The sequence below is a fragment of the Methanocellales archaeon genome (assembly GCA_028715985.1).
Taxonomy (GTDB): domain Archaea; phylum Halobacteriota; class UBA148; order UBA148; family UBA148; genus UBA148.
Map to the genome: position 1 here is coordinate 93,606 of JAQUQR010000001.1, position 22,085 is coordinate 115,690.

18 protein-coding genes and 4 tRNA genes are annotated in these 22,085 nt (G+C 43.3%); 10 read left to right on the forward strand and 12 right to left on the reverse strand.

Translation table 11 applies throughout. The features are described from left to right. Positions 1-9: 9 nt before the first annotated feature. The 4 genes from PHI74_00580 to PHI74_00595 all read left to right on the forward strand — a co-directional run bounded on the left by PHI74_00580 (position 10) and on the right by PHI74_00595 (position 549). A tRNA-Asn gene (locus tag PHI74_00580) sits at positions 10-115 on the forward strand. A 78-nt stretch (positions 116-193) separates the two neighbouring features. Continuing rightward, positions 194-268, forward strand: a tRNA-Ile gene (locus PHI74_00585). A 97-nt stretch (positions 269-365) separates the two neighbouring features. Continuing rightward, positions 366-439: transfer RNA gene (locus PHI74_00590), tRNA-Phe, on the forward strand. A gap of 38 nt (positions 440-477) precedes the next feature. Then, a tRNA-Gly gene (locus PHI74_00595) sits at positions 478-549 on the forward strand. 22 nt (positions 550-571) lie between these two features. Here the strand turns inward: PHI74_00595 and PHI74_00600 are convergent. Then, complete coding sequence (locus PHI74_00600; protein MDD5484520.1) at positions 572-1,816, reverse strand: Nre family DNA repair protein; 1,245 nt, start codon at positions 1,814-1,816, stop codon at positions 572-574. Between the two features lie 60 nt (positions 1,817-1,876). After that, positions 1,877-2,065 (reverse strand): hypothetical protein, encoded by a 189-nt coding sequence (locus PHI74_00605; protein MDD5484521.1) that lies wholly within the window; start codon positions 2,063-2,065, stop codon positions 1,877-1,879. 491 nt (positions 2,066-2,556) lie between these two features. Here PHI74_00605 and PHI74_00610 point away from each other — a divergent pair, with 491 nt between their 5' ends. From PHI74_00610 to PHI74_00635, 6 genes are all read left to right on the forward strand, one after another. Continuing rightward, entirely contained in the window at positions 2,557-3,363 is an 807-nt protein-coding gene (locus PHI74_00610) for a metallophosphoesterase family protein (GenBank protein MDD5484522.1), read from the forward strand. Beyond that, positions 3,360-3,731, forward strand: a complete 372-nt coding sequence (locus PHI74_00615; GenBank protein ID MDD5484523.1) for a DNA polymerase ligase N-terminal domain-containing protein — start codon at positions 3,360-3,362, stop codon at positions 3,729-3,731. Before PHI74_00610 ends, PHI74_00615 begins: the two co-directional genes overlap by 4 nt. Positions 3,732-3,916: 185 nt before the next feature. After that, a complete protein-coding gene (locus PHI74_00620; protein MDD5484524.1) occupies positions 3,917-6,523 on the forward strand; it encodes an ATP-dependent helicase in 2,607 nt (868 codons plus the stop codon). After that, positions 6,511-7,260, forward strand: coding sequence for a metallophosphoesterase (locus PHI74_00625; protein ID MDD5484525.1), 750 nt, complete (start codon positions 6,511-6,513; stop codon positions 7,258-7,260). The genes PHI74_00620 and PHI74_00625 overlap by 13 nt, the downstream gene beginning before the upstream one ends. A gap of 124 nt (positions 7,261-7,384) precedes the next feature. Continuing rightward, on the forward strand, positions 7,385-8,173 hold the full coding sequence (gene sufC / locus PHI74_00630) for a Fe-S cluster assembly ATPase SufC (protein MDD5484526.1): 789 nt from the start codon (positions 7,385-7,387) through the stop codon (positions 8,171-8,173). A 4-nt stretch (positions 8,174-8,177) separates the two neighbouring features. Continuing rightward, positions 8,178-9,443 carry a SufD family Fe-S cluster assembly protein gene (locus PHI74_00635; protein ID MDD5484527.1) on the forward strand — a complete coding sequence of 422 codons (1,266 nt, stop codon included), beginning with the start codon at positions 8,178-8,180 and terminating at the stop codon, positions 9,441-9,443. A 114-nt stretch (positions 9,444-9,557) separates the two neighbouring features. Here the strand turns inward: PHI74_00635 and PHI74_00640 are convergent, their stop codons facing one another. The 10 genes from PHI74_00640 to PHI74_00685 all read right to left on the reverse strand — a co-directional run bounded on the left by PHI74_00640 (position 9,558) and on the right by PHI74_00685 (position 22,017). Next, positions 9,558-10,259 carry a CPBP family intramembrane metalloprotease gene (locus PHI74_00640; protein MDD5484528.1) on the reverse strand — a complete coding sequence of 234 codons (702 nt, stop codon included), beginning with the start codon at positions 10,257-10,259 and terminating at the stop codon, positions 9,558-9,560. A 163-nt stretch (positions 10,260-10,422) separates the two neighbouring features. Continuing rightward, on the reverse strand, positions 10,423-10,992 hold the full coding sequence (locus tag PHI74_00645; protein MDD5484529.1) for a hypothetical protein: 570 nt from the start codon (positions 10,990-10,992) through the stop codon (positions 10,423-10,425). Between the two features lie 126 nt (positions 10,993-11,118). After that, on the reverse strand, positions 11,119-12,327 hold the full coding sequence (locus PHI74_00650; protein MDD5484530.1) for a hypothetical protein: 1,209 nt from the start codon (positions 12,325-12,327) through the stop codon (positions 11,119-11,121). A 404-nt stretch (positions 12,328-12,731) separates the two neighbouring features. Continuing rightward, positions 12,732-14,147: a hypothetical protein gene (locus PHI74_00655; protein MDD5484531.1), complete on the reverse strand. Its 1,416-nt coding sequence runs from the start codon at positions 14,145-14,147 to the stop codon at positions 12,732-12,734. Between the two features lie 15 nt (positions 14,148-14,162). Next, the gene (locus PHI74_00660) at positions 14,163-14,906 is read right to left on the reverse strand and encodes a class I SAM-dependent methyltransferase (GenBank protein MDD5484532.1); all 744 of its coding nucleotides are present in this window, start codon (positions 14,904-14,906) and stop codon (positions 14,163-14,165) included. 164 nt (positions 14,907-15,070) lie between these two features. Next, the gene (locus tag PHI74_00665) at positions 15,071-15,904 is read right to left on the reverse strand and encodes a radical SAM protein (protein MDD5484533.1); all 834 of its coding nucleotides are present in this window, start codon (positions 15,902-15,904) and stop codon (positions 15,071-15,073) included. Next, positions 15,901-17,427 (reverse strand): ATP-binding protein, encoded by a 1,527-nt coding sequence (locus tag PHI74_00670; protein ID MDD5484534.1) that lies wholly within the window; start codon positions 17,425-17,427, stop codon positions 15,901-15,903. The genes PHI74_00665 and PHI74_00670 overlap by 4 nt, the downstream gene beginning before the upstream one ends. Beyond that, a complete protein-coding gene (locus tag PHI74_00675) occupies positions 17,424-18,437 on the reverse strand; it encodes a DNA double-strand break repair nuclease NurA (GenBank protein ID MDD5484535.1) in 1,014 nt (337 codons plus the stop codon). The genes PHI74_00670 and PHI74_00675 overlap by 4 nt, the downstream gene beginning before the upstream one ends. After that, positions 18,434-20,830: an SMC family ATPase gene (locus PHI74_00680; GenBank protein MDD5484536.1), complete on the reverse strand. Its 2,397-nt coding sequence runs from the start codon at positions 20,828-20,830 to the stop codon at positions 18,434-18,436. Before PHI74_00680 ends, PHI74_00675 begins: the two co-directional genes overlap by 4 nt. After that, complete coding sequence (locus tag PHI74_00685; GenBank protein ID MDD5484537.1) at positions 20,830-22,017, reverse strand: metallophosphoesterase; 1,188 nt, start codon at positions 22,015-22,017, stop codon at positions 20,830-20,832. Before PHI74_00685 ends, PHI74_00680 begins: the two co-directional genes overlap by 1 nt. Between the last annotated feature and the right edge of the window lie 68 nt (positions 22,018-22,085).

The following is a 22,085-nucleotide window of genomic DNA, read 5'->3' on the forward strand; positions in this document are numbered from 1 at the left end:
TGTACTTAGGCCGCCATAACTCAGTTGGTAGAGTGTCTGGCTGTTAATCAGGTTGTTTCTGTCCTAAAAAAAAGCAGAAACCAGAATGCCACAGGTTCGAGCCCTGTTGGCGGCGTGTCTTATCTATAAATAAGATAGCGGTAACAATTAGTCAATAAAAGTTAAGTAATGGAGCGGATATATCTCGGTACATGGGCCCGTAGCTTAGTTTGGTTAGAGCGCTCGGCTCATAACCGAGCGGTCATGCGTTCGAATCGCATCGGGCCCATCCGAAGGGCTTGGCCCTGAAATGTTTCGCAGTAAATGCGAAATCCACAGATGGTTGTAGCCCCGTGTTCAAGGGAAAGAAAGGTCGAAATCCCCTTGTTGGGATAGCTCAGCCTGGGAGAGCGCTCGGCTGAAGACCGAGTTGTCGTGGGTTCAAATCCCACTCCCGACATAAGCCTTTCCGACCATTCTTTCTAATCTTCATCGATCGCGCCGGTAGTGTAGTGGTTATCACTATGGCTTGCCAAGCCATAAACTCGGGTTCAAATCCCGGCCGGCGCATTTTTTTTTACAGATGTTTATATTATAGCAAACCATCCTTTGCTTTCTCTTTAAAAAAATCTGCCAGGGTCTTCTGGAATTTGTATAGCTCCAGGAATTTTGCCCTGGGTCTCCATTTCGATAACGGGGTTCGTATTCTTGTGGCTATGTCCCCTATTGCCTCTTCTACGGAATCAAATCTTTTCGGTTTTTGTGACATGGCATTCCTTACGGTCTCTCGGATTACCCAGCTACCGAGGGGTGCCCAATAGGCCGGGAGAATCTCTCGTATTATCAAAATCAGTGCCTGTTTTTTTATTTTCTCCAGATACTCAAGGCACCCAAGCCTTGCAGCATAATACCCTCCTGCTATGTGAGAATAAGTTGTCCTGCCCTCGTATCCCTCTCTGTCTTCCCCAATCCATGTCGTATTGCCTGCCCAAGTGGACTTTGGTAACCAGATCTCTATCAACTCGAATGAAAAAATTCTGGGCAGCAGGAGTATCTCAAATCTATTGCCAAATTTTTGGTCACTAAAAACCCTTATCTCATCGAGTTCCGGGTTAGTTCTGACTTGGGTGATCAGTTCCCTGCCTATGATATCGTCTGTTGCCGTGATCGACCATCTTGTCGGAACAAGTTTGCGATCATCGTGTCTGCCGAGCAGTCCGACCGAGAGCAGTCTGCCTATGTGGTAGGTCGAGATGTCGCCCTTGTATAATTCTCCTATCGCATCCTTGGCTAAGACATCAGTATCGAAGACAAGATGGTCAATTTTTCTGGGAACCGATGGGTTTTCTGTTATTTTCAATGTTTTAATCCTGCCGGAAGGGCCCATTGGACTCAGGACATCATCAAAGCGTAATTCCTTTTTAGGGGCTTTATGGAAGTGGACCTCGGTGTCGACTGGCATAGATGCCATCGCAAGTTCCTGGATATTGGCTAATATTCTGTTGGTTGAAATGCAAGGCTCTTTGACATTTAAGCCGATGTTGGATCTGACCAAATTTGAGCGCAGTTCAATTACGTCTTGGATATCTTTGCCTAACCATTTACTGGGATCGTCGTAGATCGGTGCCTCCTTGGCGGTTATTGAAGGGGGAATCAACGGTCCTGCTTGGATATTTGGATATCCGACACGCCCCACAAAAACTGAAGGCGGGGAAGCACCAAAGATGCTGTCTCCTAGGGGTGATATCCTCTCTATTGCTCTGAACTTGGTGAGTATCGGGCAAGGCCTACCACACAAGCCCTTTCCTTTGCATAATATGCATAGCGAATCTTTCATGGGACATCCTATCAGCAAGTAATATAACGTGCAACTGCAACTAACCCCTTTTCCAACTTTTTATTGTATTCTGCTGTTTTGGGGGAAGTCATGATGATCGTCTTCCTGTTTCATCCTCAAAAGCCACTCGATACGTGGCTTGGAGTCCAAATGACCTTTTTCCATTACCACGATATTCAGTGAAACCTTTCGAAGAATGAAATTGAGGTATAATCCAAGCGTGCTGTCTGCACAGGGTTTTATTGACACTCATCAAACGGTTATTTACTTCATTCCACACTTCAGTTTTATATTTTAAATAATCCCTCCGTGATAGTATATATGATATAAATGAAATACATAAAGTAATACATGGGATGTTACCAACATGAAGCTCAGAACTAAGTTATGGAGACGCGGAAAGATGAGCTTTGCAACGAAATTTTTTGAATTTGCTTAGTTTTGATAGGTGAATGCGATATAACAATATCGCATCATCAAGACATTTATAGTATAGTGTAATTAGACTATGCGATTTTGATCTTTTTCAATCTTTTTTGATGAATGGTTATTTCAGTCCTGTTTTGTTGGATGTTGCATTGCGGCCATTAAAATCAACTAGGAAAAAGTTTTAGTGCTCTTTGTAGGTTAATATCTAAAAGACCAAGAAGATGTAAAATGATTGATGCAGATAATGTAATAGATGATGTAATAAATGACCCTAATACCATAGCGAGTTTGGATGAAAGGGAAATAGACAAATGCTTGAAAAGGCAATCCCAATTTTGGAGAAAGAAAAGGCATTGGTGGAATTGGATGGCGACCTAGCCTTCGTAGGAGACACCCATGGAGATTTCGAGACGGCGAAGTCTATAGTGAAGAGATTTTTTGATGGGAGGTATTTAGTTTTCTTAGGCGATTATATAGACCGAGACCCAATGAAATGGGGATCCATACACAATGTGACTTATTTGCTCTTCCTAAAATGCCGTTATCCAGAAAAAATCTTTCTTTTAAAAGGAAATCATGAATGCAATTACGCCATCCCCTGCTTCCCTTATGAATTTGAACAGGAGATAATCCAAAGATACGGTTCTCATAGATTGCATAAAAAATATGTTGAGGCATTTTCATCAATGCCGTTGATGGTTCTCGCAAAAAATGTTTTCGCTGCACATGGAGGAATTCTGAAAGGAGCAAATTTAGAGCAGTTGAGGAAAATAGGAAAAAATGATTTAACATCTATCGAATCGATTGTATGGAGCGATCCCATCATCTCAACAACTTTTAGAGGAGTGGGCGATCCATTTAACGAAGAGGATTTAACCAAATTTCTAGATGGGATAAATGCCAGGGTATTCATTAGGGGACACGATTATAGCACATTGGGAATTTCCATATATGGGGGTAGGTGCCTCACCATATTTTCATCTCGTAGATACAAAGAAATGGGAAATGGGGGAATTTTGGTGGCTAGGGCTGAGAAAGAAATATCCTGCACTAGTGATCTTATCCTCGAAGATTTTTCCACTGGAAAGTGGCTTAACTATGAGGCGGCAAGGAGATGAAAGGGAATAACATTTATGTTATACAAAAACACGATGCAACACATCTTCATTATGATATGCGATTAGAAGTCAATGGTGTTTTGAAAAGCTGGGCTATTCCCAAAAAGCCGCCAACGGAAAAGGGGGTAAAAAGATTAGCAGTACAAACCGAAGATCATTCTATTGAATATGCAAATTTTGAGGGCATCATTCCTGAAGGAAGTTATGGAGCGGGATCTGTTGAAATTTGGGATAAAGGAACATTTGAAATTGAAGAAAGAGAGAAAGATAAACTCGTTGTCCATATATATGGAAACAAATTGGAAGGTAGATACTGCCTTATACAATTGAAGGGGCAAGAAAAGAACTGGCTTTTCTTTAAATGCTAAACTCCTGATAATTGGCTGTTTGCTGAATGATTTTGTTTTCTAATGCTGTACTGTAATAAATAATGAAATCAGTAATCACCCCGCCACTCTTTTTTAAAATCTTAAAAGAAATGTAATATGACAAAAGAATACTATAGGTAGCAACTACTCTATTAAATTGGAAAAACGTAGCTGGTGCTGTAGTCATGGCAATTAGAACTGCGCACGAGTATGAGGATGAAGAGATCTATGGGAGATTGGAGCCTTACATAGGAGAGTGGTTCCGCTGCACTTTTGAGACGTTCACACCCCCGCAGAGATATGCAATCATCGAAATCATGCGTAGAAGGAACATACTTGTGTGCGCACCTACTGGGACCGGAAAGACGTTTGCCTGTTTCCTAGGTATCATCAATTATCTCTGCAAACTGGCTAGGGATGCAAAGCTAGAGGATAAAATCTATTGTCTGTACATCTCTCCGCTAAGAGCGCTGGGCAATGATATCCACCGCAATTTAGAGCTCCCTCTTGCGGAAATCACCGAGATCGCAAAAGATATGGGGGCAGAGATGCCCGCCATAAGGGTGGCTACCAGGACCGGAGACACCCCTCCAAGGGAGAAGCAGATGATGCTTCGAAAGCCGCCCCATATCCTGATAACCACTCCCGAGACCGCAGCGATCATCCTAAATGCTCCAAAGTTTTCCCTTCACCTGGCGAATCTGGAATACGTGATCATCGATGAGGTGCATGAGGTAGCTGATTCGAAGAGGGGGGCACATCTGAGCTTAACATTGGAGCGTCTCCAGCATGATAAAGAATTTGTCAGGATAGGGATGAGTGCCACTACATCTCCCATAAGGGAAGTGGCCAAGTTTCTGGTCGGCTATGAAAACGAAAAGCTCAGGAGTTGTTTGGTAGCAGACGTTTCACATGCGAAGCCCTTTGAGATCAAAGTCATCTCACCCGTAAAGGATCTAACCCTCATGGACAGCGCTGAGGCCACAGCTTTAATGTATGGGCTCATAAAGGAGCTCGTTGACAAGCACAGATCCACGCTCATATTCACCAACACGCGTTCCGGAGCTGAAAGAGTATCTTATCACTTGTCAAGGCTTTACGCAGAATTGGGGGAGGATGCAGGAATAGGGGCTCACCACGGCTCCTTGTCCAGGGAAACGAGGGTTGATGTGGAGGAAGGATTGAAAGAAGGGAGAATGAAAGCAGTCGCCTGCTCCTCCTCACTGGAGCTGGGCATAGATATCGGGACGTTAGACCTCTGCATCCTTGTGGGATCGCCGAAAAGCGTAACCAGGCTCATACAGCGCGTAGGTCGTTCAGGACATGAATTTCTTGCTAAAGCCAAAGGTCGCTTGATAGTGTTGGACCGGGACGATCTGGTGGAGGGTGCGGTGCTGGCGAAATGCGCCTTGGAAAGGAAATTGGATGATGTGCAGATAGTTGGCACCGCTCTGGATGTGCTGGCTCAGCAGTTGGTAGGGATGTCCCTTGTGAAGAGGTGGACGGTGGAAGAAGCCTATGAGGTCGTTAGGAGAGCCCACCCATACCACCATCTGAGCGAAGAGGCTTTTCGCTCAGTCTTGAGATATCTTTCTGGATCTGAGCTGGAGGGGCGAAAAGTCTATCCGAAGATATGGTATTCTCCGGAAGAAGGCCTTTTTGGAAGACGAGGTCGTATGGTGAGAGGAATCTATATGACCCATGTTGGAACGATTCCATCCGAATCCTCCGTGCAGGTCTACCAGGGCAAGAAATGGATCGGGAAAATCGATGAGATGTTCCTAGAAAGGCTCAGTAAAGGCGACATATTCGTCTTGGGTGGGAGAACATGGGTCTTCAGGCATGTTAGTGGAATCAGAGCCTCTGTGGAGGATGCCTCTGGCGCCGCACCAACGATACCTTCCTGGATAGGGGAGATGCTCCCTCTCAGTTTTGATTCCGCCGTAGAGATAGGTAAATTCAGATCTATAATGGGGAAAAAGATCGTTTCACAGGAGAAGGATAGAATCATAAACTGGTTGGGGGGAGAGTACCACCTCGACAGGAGGGGGGCAAAGCAAATATACGAATACTTCAGACAACAGCATTCATATGCTGGAAAAATACCCTCCCATGACCTCATTCTATTTGAAGAGTATTTCGACTCTCTTGGCAGGCAAAACATAATATTCCATGCCCTTTATGGGCGCCGTACACTGGATGCGCTATCAAGAGCCTATGCCTACAAGATCGGCAGAGAATATCACACCAATGTGGCCGTTACGATCAGCGATAACGGCTTCATACTCAAGCTTCCTGTGCGCAAAAGAGCCGAGCTAAGGAGTATAGTAAAAATCCTCAAGAGTGAGGAGATGGAGGAAGTGCTGAGAAAAACGTTGAGAAGAACGGAGCTCTTCAAGCGGAGATTTCGCCAGTGTGCCACACGAGGACTGATGATTCTGAGGCAATACAAGGGTTATGAGATCAAGATGGGGAGGCAGCAGAGAAGCTCAGACGTTGTGCTGAGTGCAGCCAGTAAGATGCCTAACTTTCCAATCATGGAGGAGACCTATAGGGAAATTTTGGAAGAAGTGATGGACATAAAGCATGCGAAGGAAGTGCTAAGAGGCATGGAAGGTGGTAAGATAAAAGTGGACTTTATAGAGGGGTTGCCGGTGCCCACACCCTTCGCTCACAATCTGGTAACCTTGCAAGCAGCAGATGTGGTTCTCATGGAGTCTCGCAAGGAGTTCCTGCAAGAGCTTCACAGAAGGGTTTTGGAGTACATTGGAGCCAAGACATGCGAATTTTAGAAGCAATACAGATCATCGAGCCATATGCTGCACTCTACCTTCCTAGAGAGGGAGCTATTTGCATCGCTGACCTCCACCTGGGATACGAGGAGGCACTGGCGGAGGAGATCGGCATGACACTTCCAACCACGCAGCTGAGCGAAGTGGAGAGAACTTTTAAGTCCTTAATGGATTCATGCGAAGCCGATCACCTGATCATAAACGGTGACCTAAAGCACGTTTTCGCCAGGTCAACCCCCCAGGAATGGGCAGAAGTTCCAGCTTTTATCGAATTCGCTCTGCAAAAGGTGGAGAAGATCACTTTAGTCAGGGGAAATCACGATACCCTGCTTGGCCCCCTAAAACGCTTTAGCAAGGTGGAAGTCGTCGCAGAGCATCACCTAGGCGACATCGTCTTCGTTCACGGTCACAAGGATTACGTTCCTTCCAGCGAAAGGACGATAATTATCGGCCACGAGCATCCCGTGCTGGTGTTGGGAGATACCGTGGGAGCGAGGGTGAGAGTGCCAACCTTTCTCCAAGGCAAGATCGATGGGAAGAACCTGATCGTGATGCCTGCCTTTTCCCCCCTTGCAGGCGGAACGGAGATCAATCTTGCTTGCAGTGAGGAGCTTTTATCACCGATACTGCGTAGAGTGGATATCGGAAAAATGGTTGCATATGCCATTGATCCCGAGGCAGGAATACTGAAGTTTCCCGAACTCAAAAAATGGAGAGAAGTGTCGTTGAGACTCTAGTTTATTTTGATTTGGTTCTACACCACCTTTAGAACCCCATATCTTTCCTCATATTTTAAAGCCCGTTATTTAATACGACAACATTTAAGTTTTGTTAACGCCTTTAACGTTGGCTAGTGAGAACATGGCTTTGTTAGAGATCAAGAATCTTCATGTAGAGGTTGGCGGCAAGGAGATTCTGAAGGGCGTTAACCTGGAGATTGGCAAGGGCGAGGTGCATATTCTTTTGGGTCCTAATGCATCTGGCAAGACTACCTTGGTTATGACTATATTGGGAATGCCTGCCTACAAGGTCTCCAAGGGCGATATAATTTTCGATGGGAAAGATGTAATAAATCTATCCATAGACCAACGCGCAAGAGAGGGCATAGGCTTTGCATTCCAGTTCCCCCCTGCGATAAGTGGCGTGAAATTGCGAGATATAATCCGCCTTTGCGGCGGAAAGGAGCCCTGGGACCCGAGTAAGGAAAAGGAAGAAAGATTTGCCACTGAAGCACTTAGGAATGTGGGGTTGCCTCCAAGTTTCAGAGACCGGGATTTGAATGTGGGCTTTTCAGGCGGTGAGAAAAAAAGATCGGAGCTAGTTCAGATCTTTGCGATGAAGCCGAAACTTATGATCTTGGATGAGCCTGATAGCGGCGTTGATATAGACTCTCTCAAGCTGATCGGGGGGCGAGTGGATAGTTTCTTAAAAGAGACCGGGGGTTCATTGCTCCTGATCACCCATCACAGGCACATTTTACAATACATGGATTCGGATTTAGCTCATGTGATGTGCGACGGAAAGATCGTCGTTAGTGACTATCCGGAGAATATTCTATCCAAGATAGAGGAAAAGGGCTATTGTGCATACGTGGATGTGTGCCCCCCCTCGACGAAAAAGGAGCATATGAAGCTCCTGCCTGAGGAATGATCCCATGAAAGAGTTCCCGAAATGGTACGTGGAAAAGCGAAAAAGAGCTCAAGAGTTGCTTAAAAATGCAAGGCCTGCCAAGTATGGTCCAGATATCGATCTGGCTGTTTTTGATGCGGAAGTCCCTCAACATGACAAAGTGGGGGGGATATCTGAGCTTAGCGATGCAGTGCTGGGCGCTTCCAGAGCTGTGGGGACAAGAGAAGACGAGGAGCACAGAAGCGGCACGTACTTCCAGTACGACAACGATGTGGTCTACCTGAAGTACACTGAATGGGTAAAAGAGAACCTACCAGACGGATTGATCGTCCTTAACATAGATGATGCCATTAGGACATATCCTTGGATTGAGCGATATTGGTTTAGGGAGCTGCCCATGGGACTGGATAAATATGCAACTTATGTGGCAGCCAACTCTGTTGGTGGGGCATTCGTTTGGGCTAAAGAAGGGGCTAAGATCGATTATCCAATCCAGGCTTGTTTGTTCATGGGCACTGATAAGGCCGTACAGGCACCACACATCATCATCATCGCCGAACCCGGCTCTAAGATACACCTGATAACCGGTTGCACGGTCCATCCGGGATGTGAAACTGCGGCCCACATTGCTGCGACCGAGATCTACGTAAAAGAGGGCGCAGATGTGACTTTATCGATGATACATTCCTGGGGGCAGAACTTTCACGTTCGACCGAGGATGGGGGCGATAGTCGAGGAAAATGGGGTGCTGAACATGAACTATATCCTGCTGACGCCTGTTAGGTCCATCCAGATGTATCCTACGGTTATACTGAAGGGCCAAGGTGCTAAAGCGAGTTTCAGGAACATGATTTTGAGCAGAAAAAACTCAAAAATCGATGTTGGCAGCAGCATCATATTTTCGGCAGAGGGAACCAAGGGAGAAATAGTCTCCCGTGCAGTCATTATGGATGAGTCGATCCTAGACATGAGGGGCGTATTAAGGGGGAACAAGCCGAAAACACATGGTCACCTGGAATGCAGGGCTCTCCTGTTGAGCGATAACGCGATAGCCAGAGCGCATCCGAGCTTGGATGGCAGGTCAAAGGAAACCGAGATGACCCATGAGGCAGCGGTTGGAAAAATCGCTGATGAGCAGTTGTACTATCTGATGACCAGGGGGCTAAGCGAGAGCGAGGCAACCTCACTCATAGTAAGGGGATTTCTGGATACGGATATTCCCGGTTTGCCCCCGGAGCTCCAGGCTGAGATCAGCAGGATAGTTTCAATGACCGCAGAAGAGGCTATGTAGCGTTTTGCGGATACGCTCTGTTACATCTAATGAACTGCAAGGCAAAGGTCAAGGAAGCAAAGCTTCCGAAGAAGTCCTCCAAGCTCAATAATGAATGTTTTGTTTATACCCCCTCTATACCCCTAATGCAGTTATTATCAATGAAGGTATGGCTCGATTTAAGCCGTGTGAAATCCATGGCCCAATAAGGTTTTTCGTCTTATAGGTAACGATCCCCAGCAATATTCCTTGTGCAGCAACACCAATTAAAGACAGGGATGTGAGATGTTGTGGATGGGCAAGTATAAATGCTAGAACTGAGGTTGCATAGGCTATTTTAAGATCTGTGATTTTCCAGAGATATAAAAGAAGAACGCCTCTAAAAAGAAACTCTTCATTAAAAGCTTCAAAGAACATAATTACATACCAGTATGCCGAGGTAGGCTCTACTTGCCCCCACTCGTATATTATTAACGCAAGTATTACAGTTATCACTAATACCCCAAGGCCCCAAAAAATGCTCGTTAGAAGTTTTTCTTTTTTTACGCCTACCTGTTCTAATGCTGCTTTGATTTTACACCTCTCGAGATAGAGAATTGTAATCAGAGGAAGAATGGTAAATAGGATCAATTTTCCTACGAAATAGCCAAGAGTAGGTTCAATGACCTTACCTAAATCCTCAGTGATTCTATAACCAATGACTATCAGAATGCAACAAATGGAAATTAGCGCTACTTTTCTTAGGCTTTCTTTTTTCCATTGTAGGCAGTATACTAAAGGGATGGGTAAAGCTAAAAGCATCAGGGCTATCGGAAACATTCCAAGATTAAGGGGCATCGTTACAACTTACTCTCCTAAGTAGATATAACTTCTTTTTCGTTTTTTAGGAAAGGGCTTTGGAGGATTGGATATAACGTCTCGTTGGTATGCAAGGCGAGGAATTTGGGCGGAGGAGTAAGCTGAAGCCAGATAATCGCCTGTTATATGAAGTCGGTTGATACTAAACATGGAATTGCTTTTCACATTCTTCTACCAGTTTCTCTACTCTCGCTAAATGCTTACTACATAATTTAAGAATATCTTCCTTCGCTTCTTCAATGTAATACTCTCGATGGATATTAACTTTTGATTCGTGTGGAGACTTAGATAGCCGCCTGGGAACCACATTATTATCTTTATCAATAATTATGCTGACATTTTTTGAACGAATAATTTCCGTTACACCGTTAATTTTAATTGTGGGAGATATTGTACTCGTGCCTATGCTTACACCATTAACAAAAAACTCAGTTAAACAAATAGGTAATATTGGTCTCAGATGAATAGTTTTAACCCGCAACTCATTAAAGAGCTTAAAGTCGTCGTTTTCCATTTCTTTTTGCTTATTTTTATACCATTTATCGAATTCTGAGAAAGTCTTAAATTCATATTGCATAATAAAAGTCACACTGCGAGTTGCTGATAAAAAAGCACTTAAGTTATAAGCAAATGTCCTAGGGTTCTCTATTTTATCGCCCATTTGGTCAAGAAAGTATTTTGCTTCTTCCAATTTGCGTCTTGTGTCAGTCATAGTATCTCTAATTTGACCGATCTCATATAACGTATCATAGATAAAAGAAGTTGTCGAAGGTAATTTGTGGGAAGTATTTGCTTCCTTTTTATCCGCTGTTAGGCGATTTAGTACTCATTGGTAAAATCAAAAAATAGTTTTAGGCCTACTTTTATTTATTAATCTGAAAATCTCATGGTTTTCCAACCTATTGATCCCTAATGGATATATCCCATCCTTAATATACGAAAAAGAAAATTTGGAATAAAGTCTATGAATAACATCTATTTGCATAAGGGCTTTAGTTAACGCACCTGTCATTAGAGCACGTCCTGACTCAATGTTACCCTCGTATTTATTTTCATCAAAAGAAAAAACGGGAAAATCTAAAGGAGTTATAGTAACATCTTCTTTTGTTGGAACCGATGGGTCGCCCGTTGCGTAATATATAAACTGTCGCTCAAATACGGTATCAGTTGTCTGTTTAAACCCTTGGTATGTCATTCCTCCACCACCCCCCTTAATGCCAAAGTATTCAATAGCTATCTGACGCCAGAGCATTAGGAGGGTTTTATAAGCAGTTGACACTACGGTAGGATCAAAAGTCTCATACGGTAAAACGGTTTCTGTTTTAGCATGAAAGAGTTTGCAACGAATATTATCATATTGACTCGCAACAAGATAAGCAACGGGGTCGCTACAATTTTGTGGTACTAGAGGTGAAAGCGGTGATTTCTTATTGACTTCATATAATGCCTGCAATAACCATTCCCGCTCGCCTTTGCCCTTGACTTTAGGGCAAATAATGCTCAACATAGATTCCAATCCTAAAAACAGATTCCTGTAAGCCTCATATAAATCTCGGCTAGACTGAGAAAGTCTATAATACCTAAAAGCTGGTATCCAATTAACAGGTGGTTTTGCGGGTTCTGGTATTATGTTGCCATCCTTATCGAGTATAACTCCGGAAACACTACTAATCGACATGCCTATATCTGTAGTAGAGACATGCCTGAGTATTATTTGCCCGTCGCTATTGAACAGAATAGCATGTCTGTCTCCGGGAGACTTAATATTCATTTCGCCTTGTCCTTTTACAGATAGTAAATCAAGTGACTTTTGACATAATTCAAATCCTGTTGATAAAAGTTGTTCAACAGTTAAAATTTGTTTACTACGTGCTATAATGCACTGATTCCTCTGACAAACCTCCACTTCCCAATCATTATCACACGTCAATAACTCAGTAATTTTGCTATCCGTTTCAAGAAAAAAAGCTATCCCGCTATTAAATACTTCCCCATTCTCTGGCTTTCCCTCACTACCACCAATGTAAATTGACCCAATACGTGCCATTTCTTCACCCCTAAACCATCTTGACGTACGGCAATGAATTTACTTTCTATTGATTTTGAGTACTATTTCGCCTAACTACTTATATCCAAACTTAAGTTCGCATATCCGTACATATTGACGTTATGTCAGAGGTTAATTTTGTATATCCTCTCATTTTAGAAGGCTATCTAAAATCTGTTTCTTACGAATACATAATCTTGAACCTAATTATCTTTTACTTATATTAATTACGACATAAAGCTTCTTGAACCTAAACTGATTAGGCAATCTGATGAAACTTTAAATCAGATATTTCTTTATGCTCCAAATCCTCATTAAACCTTGGGTAAGTCAATACATCCAACTGCTCTGTACTAATTGTCATTTTCTTATTTTGGGGGTTACTTTTTCATTTCTTAATTAAGTTATTTCTTTATGATGAGTTTTTTTAATTGATTTTTAAAATACCAATTGATAAATACCCATACAATTAAAGAGGTTAATATAGCAGCAACTATTGTAACTACAACTTTTATTCCATATGTTAAGTTACTCACTGATATTAGGCTCAATAACACAAGTAAAAATGAGATTATAATAGCATATGCTTGATTTTTTCTGTTATTTGATAATTGCACAGTGGTCTCGATTATTTTTAATCCTTCTAGTAGATTGTTATAAGAGTCAGATACTTCTTTTTCCCTTAATCCCTTCCAAACTTGTCGATTCCAAGTAGGCAAGTATAATAACAAATATTCACCAAAGTTATAATAATGCTCCAGATTTTTAGAAAATAAATAATAGTATTTAATTATTTCATTCATTGATGAAGTCGGTAATTTGATATCTAAAAACAGCGATAGTTTCCAAGATAGCACTTTTAAATAAAACACCTCAAATCTATAAAATTCTGTAAACAAATAATATGCTAGCACCCTATATTCTATAAAATCTTGAAAATTTTTTATATTTGGATTTAATGTCGTAATCGTTTTATTGTAGACCTCTTTTGCTTCATTGCCAAAAACATATATTGTCCCATCCTCAGACGGCATTGCTAATCTATCGTTATAGATAGCAATATTATCTAAGTATGTGGCTATAGTCTCTTTTCTTAGATCCTCAAAGGCTGAATCCCCAGAAAGTATGCCCCACAATTCGTTTATATATTTTTTTCCAAATTCATCGATTGATAGCTCTTCTTTAAAGCTTCTAATAGTGATATAAGGATAACAATCGATTTTATCATAAACAAGTTCTTCTTCTTTATCTTTTATGCCTACCTTTTTTCCTTTTTCCAATATTTTTTGAATATATTGGTATCCTATATAATCTATGCGTTTATCATCTCTATATTTACTGTTTTTATAAGCAGTAATTGGTATTTTTTTAACAATTGAATATGGAAAAGCAGGAAGCCCCAATTTAACAACATTTATGACTTCCTCTATACAATGATTGCCTTTTAAGGGAACACACACTGTAAGAGTACCAACACCTATATCATATAACGTACTAAAAATAATAAGATCGGTGTCTAAACTATCATTTGTATAACTACGTTCTTTAAATATTATGCGTGAATATTTATTTAAGTGTACATCTTCCTCAGAAATATACATTTTATCTAAATAAGATATATTTCTGACAAATTTTGAACATTTATCAGCATATTTTTTTGACCCATTATCTTTAAATTGATCTAAAAGAATTCCAAAATCTGCTAGACTATTAACAATTTTTTTAGCATCAATAGGATGTCCAAAATCAAAGGAATACATAAAGATTATATCGGCATCCCCTAAAATTAATTTATTTCTTTCTAAATTATTTGACTTCATGTTAGTTCCTTAATATTATTTGATACATACGATTAAAGTATAATTGTGATCCTCAAAAATAGGGTTATTTAAGAAAGTTGCTTTAAGTGTTTCATTGTATTCCTCAATTTTAGTTTTGAAATTGTCTTCCCCTACATCTTTTGCGTACAACCTAAGAGCAGATGTTGCTTTATCTGCCGCGAAGTTCACTAATTGACTTATATCATATTTGCGGAATTCTTGAATTTCTTTAATAGTGCTTATTTTAAAATTTGTGTTATTTAGTAATTCTATTAACGCATCTATATTTGGAAATCTCTCTGTTTCAATTTGGTAAATCTCGGGAAAATGTTTCATCAATACTAGATTACTCAATTGTTCATGAGATAAAGTGTTCAAAAGAAAAACTCCTTTTCTTTTCAATATTCTATGTATCTCTGATAGTGCCAGTTTTTTATCATAAACCCATTGAATTACTTGACTCATTACAGCCGTATCAAACGAACTATTTTTAAATGGTAAAGATTCAGCATCACCAAGGATATAGTGACCAGATAAATCCTTTTCTTTTGCTTTTTTTAACATGTCTAACGATTTATCTAAGCCACATAATAGTGCACAACGCTGGTCAGCGAACAAACTGGTATATCTGCCTATACCGCATCCAATGTCTATAACTTTCCTGTTGCAGAATTTGCCGTATTCAACGAATGAACTAAATAACTTAGGATACGGTTTCCTATGATTTTTAAATGCCTCAGGATATTCTTTATTTTGCATAATTATCTTATCTCTTATTTTTTTCAGAAATTTTAAATTCTCAAGTGGGTGGAACGATTGCATATAAGTCGTCCATATCCAACATTAATTTAGTATATTATAAAAGTAGTGACATCTGAAATCTATTTCTGATATATCTTCTCGAATCCTATGAACTAACTGATTTACAATCTTTCGGCAATCTGATGAAACTTTAAATCCGATTTCTCTTTATGATATTCAACTTCTCCCGGAACTCCTATGGCATCAGCTCTGCATTGTTTGCAGCAGGTGAAAAGTCGCATGTGCTTTCTCACTGCCACTCTTGCTCTGTCCATCTGCGCACAGCTAGGTCTCTTTAGCCTTCTGAACTCGCCCAGTGGTATGAGAGGCATGACGTTCATGATGTAGGCATAGGGTGACGCCCATCGAGCTATTTCCTCGATCTCATGTTCGTTTATTTTGGGAATTAAAACCGTGTTTATCTTCACGGTGATGCCCATTTCTCTCGCGAGACGAACCCCCAATCGCTGGTTTCTGAGCAGTACGCCCAAGTCAGCACTTTTTTTGCCATCCAGAGTTATGTATCTATATATCTTTTTGGCTGTTTTAGGAGTAGCAGCATTGATCGTCACCGTTATGTAATCCAGACCAGACAGCTGATGCATTTTTTCCGGCAGCAGAAGACCGTTGGTGCATAAACAGGTCTTCAATTCGGGAAAATGATTTTTAACCAGAGCAAGCGTCTCAAAGGTCTGGTCATTTGCCAGCGGGTCCCCGGGTCCTGCCACTGCTACTATCCTGTTTCTGGGGTCTGCCTTGATGGCATTTTTTACGGCGGAGAGGACTTCTGATGGTGGCATGATTTTTAGGGTTGCACCTGGCACGCCTCTCAAATCAGAACAAATGTTGGCTTCGCAATATCTGCATTTGATGTTGCACTTTGGTGCAACCGGCAGGTGTATTCTCCCCACATGAAAATGCGCATTTTCATCAAAACAAGGATGGTTCTCACTCATTCAAATATCCTGTCCACATTTTTGGATATCTCATCGATATCGCTGCTATTCATATTCATATTCTCAAAATGCCTCATCGACTTTGTATTATATTCCATTATCTCGATGACCGTCGGCACTCTGATGGCATCTCCCACCGCCAGGACCGTCCTTGCTGGGATAGCGCCAACCACGCCCTCCCATGCACTCCTGTCTGGAATTCCAGCCAGCGCAGAGGTGATGTCGTTTGGCTCCTTTAACGACAGAATCAATCTGTTTGCTAATTGGCTCCGAACCTCATCGTCTATACGGGAGGGACGCTGGTCGATTAACGAGAGAACCAGGTTAAACTTCCTCGTCTCTCTGGCAAGTGTGCTGAGGATGGTATATGAAGCTATATGAGGATCTAAAAATTTGTGTGCCTCCTCTATGAACAATACGAGTCTTGGCAGCCCCTCTTTTTCACTATAGAGGTCATACAATCGTCTCGCTAGTATGTTTGCGATGAATAGATATGCGGTCATATCCCTGCCGTACTTTCCAAAGTCGAGTACGATGGACCTCTTTGCTTGAATCAGTGTTATTATGTGGCTGAAAATGTCGTGGGATGTATCCCTGACAAAGTCAAACCTGTCCATTCGCGCAATCCTCCTCCTGAGCGCCTGAAGTGCGCCCGCATGAATCCTTTCGTCTGAATCCGGTGTAGCATTCAGAATGGCAGTTATGAGGTCCTTGTCCCCTTTTGTCCTGTCCAGGCAATATAAAGCATCTGCCATGGGGTCTGACAGGTCCTGAAAAGCGACGATGATGTCCGAGGGGGTTATCTCCCTGGGGCTGATCACGAATGGTCTGGCTTCTGTGTTTGAAGGATCAAGCGAAAACATCTCCACCTTATGGGGGAAAAAGAATTTCAAGCCCGGAGAGTTGTCACTTTTGGAGTACATGCCGTACTCTTGGTGCATGTCAAACAGAAGTATGCTCGCCGTATCCTTTGCCAGAATGGAGTTGCACACGACCTTGCACAGGATGGTCTTTCCCATGCCGGTACGACCAAAAATGGCAAAAGGCTTTTCGGTCAAGATGGCAAAGTCCAGCGGAATTTCGAAATCAGGTATGCCGCGCAAAGAGCCAATCGGCATGGTAGTCTCCGTGGACTGATATATTTTCTGGGCATCCTCCTTGAGGGCCATTCGAACCTGTGAGAGGTAAGGGGGTATCGTCTCTGGCTCATGCAATTCACCCTTATCATCTATCAGCTGAATGGGCTTTAACAAAGCTTTTGAGAAGAACATCTGCCCGCCGTACCCTTCGTGGATTCCCGGAGAGATCATAGGAACTACCGACTCCCCAAGTTCGGATCCCGCGATTTGCTCGACGATCCCAACGGGCGGGTTGCGAATATCTTGGATCAGGCAGTAGAAGTCGTATCTTTTTCCTTCCACGATGATGGGATACCCTACCCTCAGATCCTCAGGGTTATCGAGCTCCAGTTTTGTATCGATGCCTCCTGAAACCGATGCTGATATAACCTCTCCGATCTTCATCTGCTCACCCTGTCCAGAAACTCATGAAACATTCTCATCTTTGACCCTTCGATGTCAGTTCTTCCCCTGAGGATTTCTCCAAGGGATATGCCATATTTGGGAGCGAGTGCTATGATACTCTTTTCATATATGTCATGGAGCCTTCTTACCATCACAGCCAGTCGGTGCGCCTCTAATAGTGGATATATATAGCCCGGGCAGAGCTCCGACCTCGCATAGTGTGCCAGTAGCGGGAACACGCGCTCTGGACGCTCTTTGGTTTCTATATCTATCCTGAACCACTTCATAGCCATCGGATGCAACCTAGCGAAGTAAACGTCCCCATAACGGATATAGGTCCCCTCCAGATTCGCCTTGACATATAGGTAACCTTGCTTTTCGACCTTGAGCAACAGCTCCTCGTCGGTCGAAGGCGAGCCGAATGCATGAGTCTCAGAGTCTTTGGATACGCCGATCAGTACGTTCTCATGATCTTTACATCTTTGGATGGTGTCTTCCATCATATCTGAGAACTCGCTCAGGAAGGGTGGCGGTATGGTCAATGCGCCGTCAAGTGCCAACAGCTCCCCGGAAGTATTGCCTGAAACCTGATTCAGGAGTTTATACTCCTCAAATCTCCTGAGCTCGTTGGCCATATACGAGTAGGTGTTTAATTTCGACCTCCTTGCATGCTCAAAGATGCTCTTATATAGCTCAGATTGACCCTCAACGAACTCCTCATGCGCTGAGATCACAATTGGTCGCTCAACGATTGAGGAATTCTTGAGCTTGAAGCCTGTTTTTGTGCCAACAACGAACGTGTATTCCAGTGCACAGACCCTAATCACAGCTAATTTGATCCCGGCAAGATCCAAAATGAAGGAGTGCGACCCATCGATGGCTACCAAGTCCCTGGTCTCATCGGCCAGTTTGAACTCCTCTATCGCCACATCTTTTAACGTCGTTTGGTCTTTTTCGTGTGCTAGGTGGCTATACCTTTTGATGTCCTCTAATGCATCGGCGAAATTCACGTTGCCACCTCTATTCTGGACCTCTCATCTGGCGTCATGTACACCCTTATCTTGCCTGGGAATTTATCTGCCACTTCAGTCAAATGGGTGATCAAAATGATTTTGTCGAAGAACTGGCCCATGTCAAAGAGTTTTTTGACAAAGAGCTCCCTGCTGACCTCTGTATCCAGAGACCCAAGATCCCCTTCATCAATGAAAAGGGTCTTCATCCTGCCGAATGTCCTTCCAACCTGGGGAAGGCTTGCAAGTTCCTTGGCGATCGCGAATCTTAGGGCGGCGTTGATCTGCGTTCTCTCACCGCCGCTGAACTCCTGTACGTCATGGAACAAGCCATCAGGCCCCTCCACATCGATGCGAATGCCATAGCCCTTGCTCTCTTCGTAGGGCGTCAGCTGTACCTTGCTGAATCTGGCATCCGTTAAATCTGAGAGGTTGGCGGAGGATTCCTTAGCAAGTTGAGGCAGTAGCTGGTTGATGGCATACATGACTATCCCTCTCTTGTGGAATATCTTATCCTTCAGCAGAGTGAGCACCTCTGACGTCTCTTGCAAATCCCTGAGTTTCTCCTCCAGCTCTTTGATCTGTTCTCTGAGCCTTAAGAGGTCCTCGACATTCCTTTTTATTTGATCTGCCTTGCCTTTTTTTTCGCGAATATCCCCCTTTAATTCACTTCTCTTTCTTTCCATCTCCTTCAATTCAAGCTCAATACTTTCATAACGGGTCTTATCCACCGAGAGCACTTTTAATGAAGCCTGCAATTCTCTCTGTATCAACTCCTTTTGTGCCTTCTGAGCCTTCAGATTCTCGATCAATTTGGACACATCACCCATTCTGTCCAGCTCTCTCCGCTTCTGCTCTAACATTTCCCTTTTCTGCTTCTTGGCTTCCAACGCACGCCTCATCTCGCTGAGCTGCCCCAGCTCGGTTTCACTGAATGCAAGGCTCTTCATCTGAGCCAAAATTTCTTCGATCTCCTTTTCGATCTTCTTGGATTTGAGAGACCACTCTTCTTGTTTCCTTTCCTTGTCGCTCTTTATTCGATCCATTTGCTCTTGGATTTCGGAGAGTACGAAGGATTCTGCGCTGATCCTTTTCGTCCTTGCTGAAACCTCGTCCAGCTCTCCATGGGCTTCATCACGCTCTGTCTTCAGGCTCGATATCAGGCTCTCTCTATCTCTTAACCACTCCATTTCCAGCTTTATTCGCTCGATCCTCTCTTCCAGAGCTCCTTCCCTTTTTAGAAGAAGAAAAGCCTCCTTGCCATCTACGTCCGTTACTATCTTGCCAAGTCTTTCTTCCTGTATGCTGAGGTGGGATGAGAGGCGTGCCATATCGGATTTATGCTCTTCTTCTGCTTGGCGCTTCTGTCCCTCATAGATGCTCTTTTGACCCTCTAGGCTTTTGATCTTTTGTTCCCTTTCCCTTAGGGTGTCCCAACTCGCTCTCAGCGACTCATAGTCCCTGGTCTCTTCATCCAGTCTGAGTACCTTTTCTCTGATTTCCCGAGTATTCTGGTGATCCTCACAGGCTTTTTTTATCTTCTTATTCAGCTCAAGGATGTCGTTGGATGCTTCGGATTCCCTGGCTTTGATCTCAAAAAATTTCTCATGCTTCCCCCTCAGCTCCTTGCACAAAAGCTCTCTTTCGGCGATGATTTCATCCAAACCCCTCAATCCATCTTCATCCGTCTTGATATCCTTATTTATCGAATCAAGCTCTTCCTGCATCTCTGGCAACTTGGTCAGTTGATCTTTCCTCACTTTTAGTTCGGCTTCCTTCTCCTTAATGTCCAATGCGATTAAACCCAATTCTTCAGTCGCCAAGCTCTGAGCTTTTTCGAAAATTTCCAACCTAAAAAGTTTTTGAAATATCTCCAGACGTTGTGAGCCGGTCTCTGCCCCTAATTCTTTCATCTCCTCCTGGCGGACGAAAGTTGAATTGTGGAAGCCGACATAATCCAGACCGATTATCTCCTGTATTTTGGCATCGATTTCAGGAATGGTGCCGCCTATGGGCAGCCCATCCCTTTTGAGGGTTACATAAGAGGTTCCAGAGGAGGTCAGGCCGCGTATTACCTCGTATCTGTTCGGTATGCGGCTCTCCCCGTGGCTAAATGTGATCTTAATATACCCGCCGGGCTTACAAATATCCTGGATTTTCACGTTGGGTAAATCTGTTCTAGAGGTTCGCTTATATAATGCAAAGGTGACCGCATCCAGCAGGGACGTCTTTCCTGTGCCGGTCTTGCCCATGATGACGTTGAATTTATGCGGAAAGTGGACTGAGGATTTATCCAGATATCTCATAAAACCCTTAAGTTCGATCCCTTCTATGACGAATCCCCCAGATGTAGTCTCTTCTAGCTCTTTGAAGAATGAGTCGAGAGTTTTCATCACAACACCGTTTTTAGGAGGGACCCCCCTCTTTTCTGGAGTTCGTCGTGCTTTGGATGCCCCCCATAATTGAGGTCTATGAAGTCTTTGAGCAGCTTAAATGGGTCCATGGTGAAGCTGACAAATCCGAGCCTTTTCTCCTCTCTCTCGTTCCATCGCACCTCATAATGGAATGCATCTTTCAGCTTATCTGCGATCTCAGCATCTACGACCTTGCTTCGCAGCCCTTCGTCGATCTTGATCTCAAGGCGAACCAGTTTCCCTGTGACGTCTGGTATGGCATCCAGAATTTTCTGCATGGGGTTCCCCCCGCTCACTTCAACTTTGATTTTCAACATATCCCTGGTAGGCAGTTTTTCAAATCGCCATTCTATCTCGTCGAAAGGACTGATCACGATGAATCCCTTCTCGTCCTCCCTCTCGCCCCAGTCTATTCTTTCGACTGCCCCGCAATAGAGGACCTCTGTAGACCCTATGTGCATCGTTTGGTGCAGGTGAATGTGGCCGAAGACTGCAAGGTCCACGTAAGGGATCATGTCCTTCCGAAAGGAGAACTCCCCCGGCAGCACTTCCGGATATGAGGTCTCTCTTAGCCTCGCACCCTCCACATAGTAATGGGCAAAGAGGAGCTTGAAATCCACATCCAACTCCTCTGCCCTTTTTTGGAGCCATTGTTTCAGCAACTCTTGTCCGAGGATGAAGGTCTGCTCTATGGGCGTCTCTTTGCCAAATTTCTCCAGCACCAGCTCTGCAATATGCGTTGGATGCATGTATGGAACGATGAGGCATCCCACTCTCTTCCCGTTGATTTCCAGCGTCTCCACAGCAGGCTTCCTGTACACATTGACATGGGGATAACCCCGAAAATCATCCGTAGAGGTGCCCTTCTTTCCCCTGGGCTGGTCGTGATTTCCTGCGAGTATCCATATTGGTATGCCTGCTTCTTTTAAGGGCTCCATCACATCCCGTCTTATCATCTCCCGGAAAATCGGGCTGACGTGCGTTCTATCGAAGAGGTCGCCGAGGACCACGAAAAGCTTTGATTTGTTATCTATTGCAAATTGCGCCGTACGGGCGAAATTATTGTGTATGTCTAAAGCTCTCTCGGAAAGTCCGGTCTCTGGATCGATTCGAAAACCAAAATTGATGCCCTCGTGAACATCACCTACGGCGACAATCTCATTCATTTATGCTTAGAATATGCGCTGATGACAATAACCTTTTTGTTCTCAGTGTGACATGTAATTATGAGGGT

Coding starts and splice junctions, on each gene's coding strand:
- PHI74_00625 (MDD5484525.1), top strand. CDS start 6,511: ATGCGAATTTTAGAAGCAATACAGATCATCGAGCCATATGCTGCACTC.
- PHI74_00635 (MDD5484527.1), top strand. CDS start 8,178: ATGAAAGAGTTCCCGAAATGGTACGTGGAAAAGCGAAAAAGAGCTCAA.
- PHI74_00620 (MDD5484524.1), top strand. CDS start 3,917: ATGGCAATTAGAACTGCGCACGAGTATGAGGATGAAGAGATCTATGGG.
- PHI74_00645 (MDD5484529.1), bottom strand. CDS start 10,992: ATGACTGACACAAGACGCAAATTGGAAGAAGCAAAATACTTTCTTGAC.
- PHI74_00640 (MDD5484528.1), bottom strand. CDS start 10,259: ATGCCCCTTAATCTTGGAATGTTTCCGATAGCCCTGATGCTTTTAGCT.
- PHI74_00650 (MDD5484530.1), bottom strand. CDS start 12,327: ATGGCACGTATTGGGTCAATTTACATTGGTGGTAGTGAGGGAAAGCCA.
- PHI74_00670 (MDD5484534.1), bottom strand. CDS start 17,427: ATGAAGATCGGAGAGGTTATATCAGCATCGGTTTCAGGAGGCATCGAT.
- PHI74_00660 (MDD5484532.1), bottom strand. CDS start 14,906: ATGCAAAATAAAGAATATCCTGAGGCATTTAAAAATCATAGGAAACCG.
- PHI74_00680 (MDD5484536.1), bottom strand. CDS start 20,830: ATGAAAACTCTCGACTCATTCTTCAAAGAGCTAGAAGAGACTACATCT.
- PHI74_00655 (MDD5484531.1), bottom strand. CDS start 14,147: ATGAAGTCAAATAATTTAGAAAGAAATAAATTAATTTTAGGGGATGCC.
- sufC (MDD5484526.1), top strand. CDS start 7,385: ATGGCTTTGTTAGAGATCAAGAATCTTCATGTAGAGGTTGGCGGCAAG.
- PHI74_00615 (MDD5484523.1), top strand. CDS start 3,360: ATGAAAGGGAATAACATTTATGTTATACAAAAACACGATGCAACACAT.
- PHI74_00665 (MDD5484533.1), bottom strand. CDS start 15,904: ATGAGTGAGAACCATCCTTGTTTTGATGAAAATGCGCATTTTCATGTG.
- PHI74_00610 (MDD5484522.1), top strand. CDS start 2,557: ATGCTTGAAAAGGCAATCCCAATTTTGGAGAAAGAAAAGGCATTGGTG.
- PHI74_00685 (MDD5484537.1), bottom strand. CDS start 22,017: ATGAATGAGATTGTCGCCGTAGGTGATGTTCACGAGGGCATCAATTTT.
- PHI74_00600 (MDD5484520.1), bottom strand. CDS start 1,816: ATGAAAGATTCGCTATGCATATTATGCAAAGGAAAGGGCTTGTGTGGT.